The 12,775-nt window shown below is 24.1% G+C and carries 14 protein-coding genes; 1 reads left to right on the top strand and 13 read right to left on the bottom strand.

Features of this window, described 5'->3' with window-relative positions:
- Positions 1-161 precede the first annotated feature (161 nt).
- The 12 genes from BHAMNSH16_RS00365 to BHAMNSH16_RS00320 form a co-directional block, all read right to left on the bottom strand.
- A complete protein-coding gene (locus BHAMNSH16_RS00365; protein ID WP_069731982.1) occupies positions 162-986 on the bottom strand; it encodes a viperin family antiviral radical SAM protein in 825 nt (274 codons plus the stop codon).
- A 243-nt stretch (positions 987-1,229) separates the two neighbouring features.
- On the bottom strand, positions 1,230-1,409 hold the full coding sequence (locus BHAMNSH16_RS14200; protein ID WP_241033680.1) for a hypothetical protein: 180 nt from the start codon (positions 1,407-1,409) through the stop codon (positions 1,230-1,232).
- A 54-nt stretch (positions 1,410-1,463) separates the two neighbouring features.
- The gene (locus BHAMNSH16_RS00360; RefSeq protein WP_083250071.1) at positions 1,464-1,751 is read right to left on the bottom strand and encodes an N-methyl-L-tryptophan oxidase family protein; all 288 of its coding nucleotides are present in this window, start codon (positions 1,749-1,751) and stop codon (positions 1,464-1,466) included.
- Positions 1,705-2,319, bottom strand: a complete 615-nt coding sequence (locus BHAMNSH16_RS00355) for an FAD-dependent oxidoreductase (protein WP_083250070.1) — start codon at positions 2,317-2,319, stop codon at positions 1,705-1,707. The genes BHAMNSH16_RS00360 and BHAMNSH16_RS00355 overlap by 47 nt, the downstream gene beginning before the upstream one ends.
- A gap of 127 nt (positions 2,320-2,446) precedes the next feature.
- Entirely contained in the window at positions 2,447-3,556 is a 1,110-nt protein-coding gene (locus tag BHAMNSH16_RS00350) for a DUF3298 and DUF4163 domain-containing protein (protein ID WP_069731981.1), read from the bottom strand.
- Between the two features lie 350 nt (positions 3,557-3,906).
- Positions 3,907-5,082: a class I SAM-dependent methyltransferase gene (locus BHAMNSH16_RS00345; protein ID WP_069731980.1), complete on the bottom strand. Its 1,176-nt coding sequence runs from the start codon at positions 5,080-5,082 to the stop codon at positions 3,907-3,909.
- Positions 5,083-5,239: 157 nt separating this feature from the next.
- Positions 5,240-6,037 carry a class I SAM-dependent methyltransferase gene (locus BHAMNSH16_RS00340; protein WP_008732100.1) on the bottom strand — a complete coding sequence of 266 codons (798 nt, stop codon included), beginning with the start codon at positions 6,035-6,037 and terminating at the stop codon, positions 5,240-5,242.
- 39 nt (positions 6,038-6,076) lie between these two features.
- Positions 6,077-6,580 (bottom strand): hypothetical protein, encoded by a 504-nt coding sequence (locus BHAMNSH16_RS14420; RefSeq protein WP_069731979.1) that lies wholly within the window; start codon positions 6,578-6,580, stop codon positions 6,077-6,079.
- 16 nt (positions 6,581-6,596) lie between these two features.
- Complete coding sequence (locus BHAMNSH16_RS14380) at positions 6,597-7,064, bottom strand: KdsC family phosphatase (RefSeq protein ID WP_206193859.1); 468 nt, start codon at positions 7,062-7,064, stop codon at positions 6,597-6,599.
- A complete protein-coding gene (locus BHAMNSH16_RS14375; protein ID WP_206193858.1) occupies positions 7,054-7,728 on the bottom strand; it encodes an acylneuraminate cytidylyltransferase family protein in 675 nt (224 codons plus the stop codon). The genes BHAMNSH16_RS14380 and BHAMNSH16_RS14375 overlap by 11 nt, the downstream gene beginning before the upstream one ends.
- Positions 7,728-8,615, bottom strand: coding sequence for an N-acetylneuraminate synthase family protein (locus BHAMNSH16_RS00325; protein WP_008727906.1), 888 nt, complete (start codon positions 8,613-8,615; stop codon positions 7,728-7,730). Before BHAMNSH16_RS00325 ends, BHAMNSH16_RS14375 begins: the two co-directional genes overlap by 1 nt.
- A gap of 168 nt (positions 8,616-8,783) precedes the next feature.
- On the bottom strand, positions 8,784-9,494 hold the full coding sequence (locus tag BHAMNSH16_RS00320; RefSeq protein ID WP_069731978.1) for an acylneuraminate cytidylyltransferase family protein: 711 nt from the start codon (positions 9,492-9,494) through the stop codon (positions 8,784-8,786).
- A gap of 686 nt (positions 9,495-10,180) precedes the next feature.
- Here BHAMNSH16_RS00320 and BHAMNSH16_RS00315 point away from each other — a divergent pair.
- Positions 10,181-10,651, top strand: a complete 471-nt coding sequence (locus tag BHAMNSH16_RS00315) for a radical SAM protein (RefSeq protein ID WP_069731410.1) — start codon at positions 10,181-10,183, stop codon at positions 10,649-10,651.
- A gap of 739 nt (positions 10,652-11,390) precedes the next feature.
- Here the strand turns inward: BHAMNSH16_RS00315 and BHAMNSH16_RS00310 are convergent.
- On the bottom strand, positions 11,391-12,572 hold the full coding sequence (locus tag BHAMNSH16_RS00310) for a glycosyltransferase family 29 protein (RefSeq protein ID WP_069731409.1): 1,182 nt from the start codon (positions 12,570-12,572) through the stop codon (positions 11,391-11,393).
- Positions 12,573-12,775: the final 203 nt, after the last annotated feature.

Here is a 12,775-nt window from a genome sequence, read left to right as displayed (position 1 = left end):
CTATGTAATTTATATCATTTAAGAATTTTTTGTACTTTTCTTCTGTATTTTTTCAATATTTTCTAATATTCCATTTAATTTTTTTTCATTAAATTCATAATATAATTTTTCCATTTTCTTTCTCCTTTTATAAATTATAAACTTAATCCGCTATATTTCAATTAATTAGCTTTTTTGTACCTGTTATAATATTTATCAATACTATAATTCATTTTGAAAAACTCTTCATACAAATCAGCGTCATCTTCTAATAAACTTTTTGAGTAAATATATTTATTATCAATGTTGTTAAAGAATCTTCCTTTAGCATCAAGCATTATATAGGAAGATGTCATATTATCATTGTTTTCTGGATACATTATTTTTTCATTTGCGGCATGAGTATTTAGAAAATAGTTAAACTCTTCATCACTTATTAAAAGTTCTTGGCAGGAATTAAGATTTTCTATAGGAAGTACCTGAAATATTTTCCATTTGTTTGGAAGGGCTTTTGATATGAATGGGTTTAGATTTTCTTTGTAATTGTATCTATTAACAACGGTATTTATCTTTAACTCTTTTGCATTTTCTTTAATTTTGTCAGTTATATATAGATACTCTCCTTTTGTTATAGGTATGCTGTTTTTTATGCTTCTTCCGATTTTTATACAAGTTTCTTTATCTAGTGAATCTATGCTTAAACCAATAACATCACAGCATTCTAAAGTGGCATTTAGTATAGACTTATATTTTAAAAGCATTGAACCATTGCTTACTATACTCAATATATGGTTTTGAGACTTTAGATAATACAATAAAGGAATATAGTTTTTGTATATAGTCGGCTCACCGCCTACTAGATTAATATACTTAAAAGGTTTAAGTATAGATGCTATTTTAAATAGATCTATATTGCAGATATCTTTTGAGGCATAACAAAACTTGCAATGCATATTGCAGTTATTAATGAAATGCCAGTTAAGTTTTAAGCTATTAAAAATACTCATAATAAATACCTCCGAAATTAAACTCGAAACATATTCAAAGATATTTTTTCTTAAGTATTTTAGCTTATGCTTTTAGTATAGTTTATAATTTATTTTAAGTCAAGTATTATACTATAAAAAATAAAAGAGAGTAATTAAATTAATAACTACCCTCTTAATAAACTTTATAAATAAATATTTTTGTTATTCAAATATTGTTTTACTAATAAAATTAATTAAATCTCTTAAGAGTAAAGTTTTCATCTAATGTGAAATTTTTATCTGTAATAGCCTTGCAGCAATTTCACCTAAAACAGGTGCAAATTTGAAGCCATGACTAATACCGCCGAAAAATAATATATCATTATTTAAAAAATCTATTATGAAATCTTCATCAGGACTCATAGGATAACTGCATGATTTACCTTTTATAAATTTTCCTATATAAGGTATAAATTGTCTAGCATGCTCGCCTATTTCATTTTTATCCTCTTCTATCTATCCAAAATCTACCCTCTCTTCTCTTTTGTTGTAATATTGTCCTGTTAAGTTTTTACCTATTTTAAATCCATCTCCCGCATTAGGAAAACCATAATAATGATCTCCATCTATTTCAAATGTAAAAGCAGGAAGTTTATCATAAGTATATACATCGCTTTCCCACCAAGAGAATATTTTTCTTTTTTTGTATACAGGTATGCAAGGTAAAGGCATAATTTTTAATAATAAATTCAATATTTCATCTGAGTAAGTTCCTGCTGATAGAACTATTTTTTTTTGTTTCAAATTCATATTCTTTTGATATTATTATATAAGAGTCATTTATTTTTTTTATATTTTTTATTTCACTTCCGTAAAAGGTTTTTGCTCCGAATTTTACAGCTTCATTACTCGCTGTTATCACTGAATTATCGCTATATACATAGCCTGTATTTCTTTCATAAACGCCTAAAAAATCTTCTGGAACAAAAAAACTATATCTTTTTTCAATCTCTTTTCTATCTATAATTTCACAGTCTAAATTGTAATCTTTGGCACTGCTTAATGTATTAATCATAAATTCAGAATCTTTATGACCTATGTTAATCACTCCAATTCTTTCAAACATTTTTGTATTTGTTTCTGATTCAAATTCCCCCCATAAATCAAATGCTCTATTTAACATAGGGATATATTTTTCACCTTCTCCATAATCTATTCTAAATATTCTAGTATCTCCATGATATGAACCCTGATCATGAGAAGGAGCATATAAATCAATCATTGCTATTTTTATATTTGCCTTCGATAAATAATATGAAGCAAATGAACCTATTGTACCTATTCCAATTACACAAACATCAAATTTTTCCATGTATAACCTCTAAAAGTTTTTTATATATTAAACTATTTTTATAAATAGTAAAGCGGTTTAAATAAAAAAGAGGCAATTAAATTAATAATTACCTCTATTATATTTTAGTATATTAAAACAATTATTATTAAAATATTGTTTTGTACTTGTCTTTTAAATAAGGCTTAATTTCTTCTGCTGAAATTAATACTTTAGTTTCTCCAATAGCATAAGGTCCAATTTCGTATATTCCCCAAGTAAATACTAAACCGTTTGATGTAATATAAAAATTATTGTTTTCTAGTGAAAGTTCATTCAAATCAAAATAAGAGCTTTCATCTCTTCCATCTATTTTTAAGAGTTTATCTTTTATTAAATTGAGTAAGTCTGTATTTTTTAAGTCTGTTATTAAATCTTCTATTTTTAATTTGTTTCCATTTTCTAATGAATAGACACTGTATACTGTAGCGTATGTTCCATGTGCACCGCCTGTGTACTCGTATATAAATCTAATTATTGAAATAAATTTTTCACTTAAATAATTTATGCAATATTGACTAGAATCCTCTGATGTGTTGGCTATATAATCTGAGTTTAGCCATTCATCATAATAGGTATTCATTTTATTGCTTATTACATTTTCATTTTTTAATAGGGAGCCTAAATCATTAAAAGAAGATGCATCAGTTATACCAAACTCTTTATTTATATCTAAATTTATTTTATTTATTACTTCTGAATTATTTTCATTGTTCAATACAAATATGGAGTTTTTATACTCAAATATATTATCACTATTGGTAGAAACATTTGTGTATGAATATTCAATTGTTCTTGCCCCTGTTACTGGACTTTTAACGGACTTAAAAATTATTTCTTTACCGTCTATTTTAGCATTAAAAGGATATGATATGCTTGGCAGATTTCCTTCTAAAGTATTATTATCATAAGAAACTGCTGATATGCTTCCTTCATCAAGCTCACCTATTCTTTCTACATTAAATGTTACTGAATTTTGATTAGGGTATGTATAAACAATTTTACCTAAATTATTTGTATTATATGTTAAAGCAGAACTTATATACTCTCCGTTATCAGACATCAAATATACTACTTCATAATCGTATAATTTTTCATTTTCAGTTAAAGGAATATCAATATTAGATTTTATATTATCTGAGTTCTTATTATTATTTGAATTGCTGCATGAAACTACTAACAATAAACTTAAAATCATAACTTTAAAATTTGTTTTCATTTTTATCCTCTTTTTTCATTTGTAAAATTAATACTTTAAAAAACAAGGAGTTTATTTGATGTGTAAAATATACTTATTTCAAAACGAATTTATTTATTAATTGTGGGTACTAGATCATACTATACATGCTTTTGGCAAACACCACTTTTTTACAAATAGGCACATACCCAGTCTTGACAATACAAAGTACATCTGTGGGGAGAAGCAAAAAGACTGCATATTTATATATTAAAATGATTAATTATCAAAAACATAATTTTAATAGTTAGTAAATTATTAAAATTTTATATATAATCTTGTCAAGTACTTATGAAACAGGTATAATAATTAGTTAATGTGCAAAAATAAACCTATGCTGCAATATAGTATTGCAACATAGGTTGTAATTTATTAATTATTATTATATTATTAAAAAATACATATATGTTTCTTTTACATATTATTTCTGGTCTGGTCTGGTCTGGTCTGGTCTGGTCTGGTCTGGTCTGGTCTGTATTAAATTTATTTCTAAAGTTATCCCTCCATTTTTTTACAGGTATCCACCAAGCTAAAGTATTTACTACATTATGAATAATATTTAAATTTTTATTATTATCTTTTATTTTATTTTCCAATTCTACCATTTTAGCATATATATTTTTAAAATGATTACATTGATTTATAAATGATGAAACAAGAAAATAATCTAAGTTATAATTGTTTTTATTTGATTTATTTTTTTGACATAAGAAACCGTACCCACGTCCATATATATATTCATAATATTTATCTATTATAAACAAATTCAATTTTTTTAATAATTTTAAAAAATTAAATTCTGTGTAATAATATACATGTGCAGATTGGAAATCAAATAAATAATAATTAAAATGATGAGCTATGGATTCTAAAGTAGGTATTTCTATATATATATACCCATTATCTGATACTAATTCCAATATATTGTTTATAAAAATATCAGGTTCAGCTATATGTTCTAATATATGACTTAATATTAACAAATCACATTTACCAAATTTTTTTAACTCATCATAACTACCTGTAACAATATTTATACCATTATTTTTTGCTAATAGTATAAAATTTTCATCATAATCACAACCATATACATCACATCCTTTATTTTGGAATGCTTTTAGTATTCCCCCACTTCCAGAAGCAACTTCAAATACTTTTAAGTTTTTAAAATTTATGTTTATAGAACTAACTATTCGATCTATTATATATTTTCCTCTTACATTGCATATATGATTAAAAGTTTCATTAGAGCAATACTTATCATTTCTATATATTGTAGAATAAAATTCGGAATAAAATATTTTTAAAAAATCTTCAGTATAGTATGGATTCATTCTTATTAATCCACAATTTTTACAAATAACAAAATTACAATCTAAGCCAAATTTATCTTTTGTTGCTATTAATTCATCATTATCTTCCCCACATACGCAGTTATAATGTCTAAATATATTTTTATCTTTGTGAAATTTAATTAATTCAAGTAATTTATCATTGTATTGTTCCATCTTATATTCCTTATTATATTTTTTATATAATTATTATTTTCATTTAAAGTAATATTAAATATTTTTAGGTTTACATTAACAACAGTTAGTTGTGATACATTATCACTTACTATTGTTTAGTATTATAAAAAGACATATATATATAAAATTTATATTATTATTTTGTGGCCTCTACATATAGTGATCTTTTATATTTATTTGCGGTTGATTCGTATTTTCCCTCAAAATTAAAGAAATTATATTGAGATTTTTGAAAAACTGATTCTACAATTTGATTTGGATTAAAACCTACTCTTTTTAACTCCATTACTAATGCTTCAAAATCCCAACCATTTTGGTGGGCAATCCCATATAAATTTTGTGATGATGGTGATATTAATTCTGCCTTCAATGCTTCAAATATGGTATAATCTTCAATTCCTAATAATGATTTAGCAATATATTTATTATCAATAAATGCTTCATGCGAATAATCATTTTCTAAATATTTTTTTATAGCTTTTTTAATATCAGGTATTATTATTCTTAATACACCTCCATCTTTTAATACTCTGTAACATTCTTTGAATACTTTTGGAGCAGCATATATACTCATATGTTCAAATACATGAGATGCATAAATGCATTCAACAGATCCATCTTCAAAAGGTAATTCTTGAATTTCATTGAAATTCATAACAACATCGCCAATATTATTATCCATATCAATATTAATCCAGCTGGGGTCAGGTTTAATAAAGTTAGGTCCTGGTCCAAAATTAAGCTTATAATAATAATTTTTATTTAATTTATAATAAGTATGATGTTTTTTATCGTTAGCATTTTGCAATGTAATATTATTATATAATATACTTTCTATGTTGTTTGATATATTTAGTAAATATTCTCTTAATGCATTTCTTAATTTTTTAAAAGGTATATACCAAACTATATCATCAATTACTTTTTTATTCATTTTATTCTCCTTAAATATTAAAATCATTCAATAAAAAACCTATGCTGCAATATAGTATTGCAACATAGGTTGTAATTTTTTATATTTTGAATTATTATAAAAACATATGTAATCGCTACATATATGAATATTAGGTCTGGTCTGGTCTGGTCTGGTCTGGTCTGGTCTGGTCTGGTCTGGTCCTTTATTTATTATCCTATTATGTTCAAAGTTATCTCCTATATGTATTATTACATCATGAAAATACCCATCTATTTTATCTTTAAATTCATCTCTAACTAACTTTTTTATTCTTTCTACTTTCGTAGATATATCATGATTATTAATATCTTTTTTTCTATATTTAGGAAAAGGTATTTCTATCCAAATAACTTTAACAATTGGTTTATATTTTATAAACATATCAAATTTTATTTCTACAGCTTTTCTACCACCCAAATACTCTAAGGACATTCCACCTATAAAACAATAATCATTTAAAAATATTTTTAATTTATTTTTTACTAAATTTTTTAATTCTTTTTTCCTTTCTTCTGATAACATATATTTATTCTCCAAATTATAAAATATAATTGTCTATAAATTCTCTTACAGCACCTTCTCCGCCTTTTTTAGACATTGTTAATATATTATCTATGTTTTTTATAATTTCTATAGCATCATTAGGACATGCTTTTAAACCAGCAAATTCTAAAATTTCTTTATCATTAATATCATCACCTATATAAGCAAATTCACTTTTATTTATATTAAGTTTTTTTAATAATTCCTTTATTACTTCTAACTTATTTTGTACACCTTGATAAAGATAATCCGCTTTTAATTTTTTTGCTCTATTTTCAACTATTTTTGTATTTTCAGAAGTTATAATTAAAGTTATAATACCAGATTCTTTTAGTAATTTCATACCCATGCCATCTCTAGTATTAAATTTTTTTAATTCGTATCCACTTTCAGTATAATACATTCCTGCATCAGTAAGAGTACCATCAACATCGCATCCAAATAGTTTTATTTTACTTCTCAATATATTTCTCCATTAACTTTTCTAATATATAGAAATCTAATTCCTCATCTAATTCAGTTGCAGTATACTCGGGCATTTCGTATACATATATTTTACCAAATAATCTATTTTTTGATTTTTTGATATTTTCTACAGAACTTATATAACAAGCTCCATTTTCCATCATATAACCATCAAAATCTTGTCTTCTAGGTCTATTCATATAATCATAATTTATTGATTTACCAGATTTTGTCCAATAAAACCTTTTACTCAAAACACAAGATAATGCAGAATCATATTTATTTTTAAACATTTCACTATACATATTATCTATGTCTAAAGATGTCAATAGTGGCGAAGTTGCTTGTATTAAAAAGAAATTATCATCATCTTTAATATTAGAGCATTCTATATATTCTAGCATAACACTTTCTGTAGATGATGTATCTTGAGCATTTTCAGCTAATCTATCGTATACTTCTACTTTATCAAAATTAAATGATAAAACTGTATTTTTTATTTCTATATGATCAGTAGCAACAATTACCTTATCTATTACATTACTATTTTGAGCTGCATTAACAGTCCAATATACTAATGGTTTGCCATAGAGTACTTTTATATTTTTTAATGGTATTGATTTACTACCACCTCTTACAGGAATAAAAGCTATATTAGACATTATCTTATCTCTCTTTTCAATTTTTTTCTTTGAACGGCCTCTATATCTAAGATATCTGATGATTTATATGTCAATGTTTTATTAACATTTCTCAAATCTCTAGCTAGCTTTATAAGTCCTTGAGGCTCCAAACTAGCAGCTTGATCTGTTCCTTTCCAAGTTCTATCTAATGTAAAATGTCTTTCAAAATATTGAGCACCTAATGTCAAAGCCGCTACATCTACAGCTATACCATTATGATGCCCAGAAAAACCTATAGCTTTTACATCTTTACCAAATTCATTTATAAGCCTAGTTATTTCTAGTAAACACACATCTTCAAAAGGCACAGGATATCCAGAAGTACAAGAATATATAACTAGATCTTTTGATCTATTTTTTGATTTAAATAATTCAAGAATTTCCTTTTCTTCATTTTTAGTAGTCATACCAAAAGACATATGAATTTCACCAGAATAGTTATCTAATAAATATTTTAACATAGGGAAATTAAGATTAGAACCTGATGGAATTTTTATTAATTTTGGATTGATAGAAGATATTTCTTTTGCTGAAGTTAAATCCCAAACAGAACATGAATATACTAACCCCTCCTCTTCACACCATTTTTTTAATGTTTTATGCTGTTCTAAACTAAATTCTAAAAACTCTCTATGTTCTCCATAACTAGACCCATAGCTATTTTTTGGTTCTGGGTGAGGTGCGTTATATTGTTCTTCAGTCAATAATTCTTTATTATTTCTTTTTTGAAATTTTACTATATCTATAGAAGAATTTTCATTTATGTATTTCATTGAGCCTAATACTTTAATCATTTTGTGTGCTATATTCATATCACCTTTATGATTACAGCCTATTTCAGCAACTATTATTGGTATTTTTATCATATTTACCACCTCAATCATATATAATATTTAGAATTGCTTCAAAATTAATTTACATATACTATATTAGAGCAATAAAAAACCTATGCTGCAATATAGTATTGCAACATAGGTTGTAATTTTTTATTTTTTGTATTATTATAAAAACATATGTAATCTATACATACTAATTCATGGTCTGGTCTGGTCTGGTCTGGTCTGGTCTGGTCTGGTCTGGTATTTATATTTTTCAAAAAGTTTTTCTATTATAAAAAAATCTAATTCTTCATCTAGTTCAGTAGCAGTATATTCAGGCATACTATATATAGTAATTGGTTCTTTTAATAAATTTTTAGTTGTTTTTAGATTAAAAATAGAATTAATATAACATGCTCCATTTTCCATCATATATCCCTCAAAATCTTGTCTTCTTATACGAACTTTATGGTCATAATTAATTGGTTTACCATCTTTAGTCCAAAAAAATCTTTTGCATTCCACGCAAGTTAAAGCAGATTGTGAATTTTCTTTTAGCATTTTTTTATACATATCATCTATATGAGTTGGTTCTATTAGAGGAGATGTAGCTTGAATTAAAAACATTATATCTTCATCATTTATATTTTTTTTTTCAATATACTCCAATATAACATCCATAGTTGGAGATGTATCTTGGGCATTAATTGGTTCCCTATCATAAACTTCTACTTTATTAAAGCCAAAACTAATAACAGTATTTTTTATGTCTATATGATCAGTTGCTACTACAACTTTATCTATAACTTTACTATGTTGTGCCGCATTTACAGCCCAATAAACTAATGGTTTACCATAAATATTTTTAATATTTTTTAGAGGAACAGATTTGCTGCCTCCTCTTACAGGTATAAATGCAATATTCATAAATGCTCCAATTTTTCCTAACAAATAATTAGGATAAAATATTTATTGTATGAACATATATTAATATGGAAAAGAAAAAAAATCAATATAGAAATTAATAAAATTAGAATAGAACATGTTTTTGTAATTTTAAAGATATATAAAATACTTCTACTCGTTACCAAAATCATTTACAAAAGTTAGAGACTAGATTTTTGATATTAGCTTCAATATATAATTATAAGTTAAAAATGAATCTTGAAACAGGTCTAATCTCTTGTTTAAAAAGTTCATATAATATATAATCATTTATTATATAATATACTTATTTCAAAACTACTTGATAAGATTGTATATAAAAATTTTTGTAATTTATAAAATAATATTTTATATGTTGTACAACAATTATTTTAATATATAGTAATTGAATGGTATTTTTGATAGTTGATAAACGATATACAGTGATACGAAAATATTATCATAAAGTTTTAATACCAAAGAAAAATAAAAAGAAAATAGTATTAAATAGTAATGAATTAAAAAAAATTGGAATTTTAAAGATATATAAAATACTTTATATTCCTTACCGAAATCATTTACAAAAGTTAGATACTAGATTTTTAGTATTAGATTACAATATGTAATTATAAGTTAAAAAATGACTTTCGAAACAAGTCTAATATATAATATATAAAAAAGAGGAAATTATGTTAAAAAGAACAACTATAAATAATATTGTATGGTTTATACCTATAAAAAATTTAAGAGATAAAGCAAGAAATTTTTTAAATCAAAAATATAATATTAATCTTGAACTAGATAATTTAATTTTGAGAATAACAGAACATTGTAATTTATCATGTTATGGATGCAATGCATTTTCTCAATTATCAGAAAGTAAATTTCTTGATTTTGATATAGTAAAGAAAGACTTAAAAAGAATTAACAAAATAATAAAAAAGAAAGTTAATGTTATTACTATAGGAGGAGGAGAACCATTATTGAATCCAAGATGCAAGGATTATATATTATTAGCGAATAAATACGCAAAAAATGTAACAATAGGAACAAATGGAATACTTTTATTAAAACAAAATGATGATTTTTGGAAAGTATTAAGAGATACTAATACAAGATTAGAGGTTACTAGATATCCTATTAAATTGGGAAGAAATTAATGAAAAAGCTAAAAAATATGGTATAACTGTAGAGTCTCCTCTTGATGGAAAAGTTGGTATTAAACATAGTTGGAATAATGCACTTGATTTAGATGGAAATCAAGATATAAATGAAAGTTTTGATAATTGTTGGTATACCAGTTGGTGCCATCATTTACATAATGGAAAAATATATCCTTGTCCAATTATACCTTCAATAGTACATTTCACTAAATTTTTTAATCAAAATTTAGTGGTATCTGAATTAGATTATATAGATATATACAAGTTAAAAAATCTGCAACAAGTAATTGATTTTTTATCAAAGCCTGTCCCTTTTTGTAGATATTGTAAAACAAAAAAATGTGAAAAAATAGGTCCATGGAGACTTTCATCAAAAGATATTTCTGAATATATGGAAATAAAAAGATAATCACATTAATAAAAATAGGCTGTCATATATAACTAAAAAATTTTATATTTACTAAATTATATATAATTTAGCATTGTTTTTAAACTTTTGAATTATTAAATCTTTTTTAAGTGCTATATATAAAAAAGCAATATACTTGTTATAATATTATTGTATATAAAACAAATAAAAGAATACTACTATGATCAAAAAATATCTATATAAATTTAAATTATTTATAGTTCATGAAGCATTAAAAACTAAAAATATTTTATAAATAGATCTACTTTTGGAAATATTGTCAGTTTAAGTACTAAACCCAAAATTTTATAGAACATCCTATAAAAATTATAATAAATTAAATAATTTTCTCAAAAATAATATTTCTTTATTTATTTTATGGTATGTATATAAAGCATGTTCCGCATAAAATGGAGTAAACATATCTTTATAATAATGATAATGATTGCTAGAAAAATCATTATTGATAAAAGAAAATCCATATATATCCTTATGAGAAAAGTTTAAATTATATTTTTCTTTTAAATTAGCAAGATAATATAAAACTATTCCGCCAGTTGTAAATCTAATGTTTCTTCCGGCTAATTTATACAGTCCAAATGATAGAGCATTACTAAAACAAAAAAATTTATTACTATCTATCATAGAATACATATTAATAAGTACATCATCAGTGAATATAGCTCTATCAGGAGATAAAACTAATCCATACATAATATTATTATATTTTTTATAATCACAATTAGATAGATTTGGAAACCATATATCTACTTTAGTTCCGTAATCTTTTTCAATACCAACATTATTAAAATTATTAAACCTTATAACAATATCATGACCGTCTATTTCTTCTCCTTTTCCTTTTCCTAATTCCTGAGGACCATTACCAACAACTGCTATAGTTTTATTTTGCTTTATTATATTTTCAAATACATTATCATTTATAGATTTATTTAAATATTCTAATATAATATTAGAATGCTCTATTTCTTCATTCATCAAATTTAATTCCTTAGAAAACTTGGATACTACTAAGGAACGATGAATATATGATAGTTTATATTTTTCTACATATTTATTAAAAATAAACTCAGCAAAATCAAGATTATTGGATTCATATAATAGTGAAATATATACAAGCCAAAATTCTGGATTCATCTTATCCCATACATGTTCTCTAAGAGAAATGAAATATAAAAGATCTAAAAGATTTTTAGTATCTTCTAGTTGTATCCATAATTTTACTATTTCATAATATATAAAATCAAAATCATCAGAAAATAATAAATCTATCATTTCATAGTCAAAAATGTATTTTTTACTTTCTAATAATATAATTTTTTCTAAATATTTTATTTTTTCCAAATTATTTTTTTCTGATTCATTAATTTTTTCTTGTTTGTTATTTATGGAATCAAGAGTATCTTGCATAATTACACGAAAAGCATGTCTAAGCTTTTTAAAAGGTATCCACCATACTATATCATCAATAAGAGATTTGTAGTCCATTTTATCTCCTTAAATTAATTTAAAATATAAAAAGCCAAAGCATAAATTTATGCTTTGGCTATAAGTATTTTTATAAAGAAATATATTATATTTTGTGTTGTGTTGTGTTGTGTTGTGTTGTGTTGTGTTGTGTTGTGTTGTGTTGTGTTGTGTTGTGTTGTGTTGTTAGCATTTATACCTCGTTAATTTAACATATACTATAA

The organism is Brachyspira hampsonii (assembly GCF_002214805.1).
In the GTDB taxonomy this organism is placed as follows: Bacteria; Spirochaetota; Brachyspiria; order Brachyspirales; family Brachyspiraceae; genus Brachyspira; species Brachyspira hampsonii.
This window is presented reverse-complemented; position numbering and strand designations above follow the sequence as displayed.

Coding starts and splice junctions, on each gene's coding strand:
- BHAMNSH16_RS14420 (WP_069731979.1), bottom strand. CDS start 6,580: ATGTTATCAGAAGAAAGGAAAAAAGAATTAAAAAATTTAGTAAAAAAT.
- BHAMNSH16_RS00320 (WP_069731978.1), bottom strand. CDS start 9,494: ATGAATATTGCATTTATACCTGTAAGAGGAGGCAGCAAATCTGTTCCT.
- BHAMNSH16_RS00315 (WP_069731410.1), top strand. CDS start 10,181: ATGTTAAAAAGAACAACTATAAATAATATTGTATGGTTTATACCTATA.
- BHAMNSH16_RS00325 (WP_008727906.1), bottom strand. CDS start 8,615: ATGATAAAAATACCAATAATAGTTGCTGAAATAGGCTGTAATCATAAA.
- BHAMNSH16_RS00355 (WP_083250070.1), bottom strand. CDS start 2,319: ATGGAAAAATTTGATGTTTGTGTAATTGGAATAGGTACAATAGGTTCA.
- BHAMNSH16_RS00345 (WP_069731980.1), bottom strand. CDS start 5,082: ATGGAACAATACAATGATAAATTACTTGAATTAATTAAATTTCACAAA.
- BHAMNSH16_RS14375 (WP_206193858.1), bottom strand. CDS start 7,728: ATGTCTAATATAGCTTTTATTCCTGTAAGAGGTGGTAGTAAATCAATA.
- BHAMNSH16_RS00340 (WP_008732100.1), bottom strand. CDS start 6,037: ATGAATAAAAAAGTAATTGATGATATAGTTTGGTATATACCTTTTAAA.
- BHAMNSH16_RS00365 (WP_069731982.1), bottom strand. CDS start 986: ATGAGTATTTTTAATAGCTTAAAACTTAACTGGCATTTCATTAATAAC.
- BHAMNSH16_RS00350 (WP_069731981.1), bottom strand. CDS start 3,556: ATGAAAACAAATTTTAAAGTTATGATTTTAAGTTTATTGTTAGTAGTT.
- BHAMNSH16_RS00310 (WP_069731409.1), bottom strand. CDS start 12,572: ATGGACTACAAATCTCTTATTGATGATATAGTATGGTGGATACCTTTT.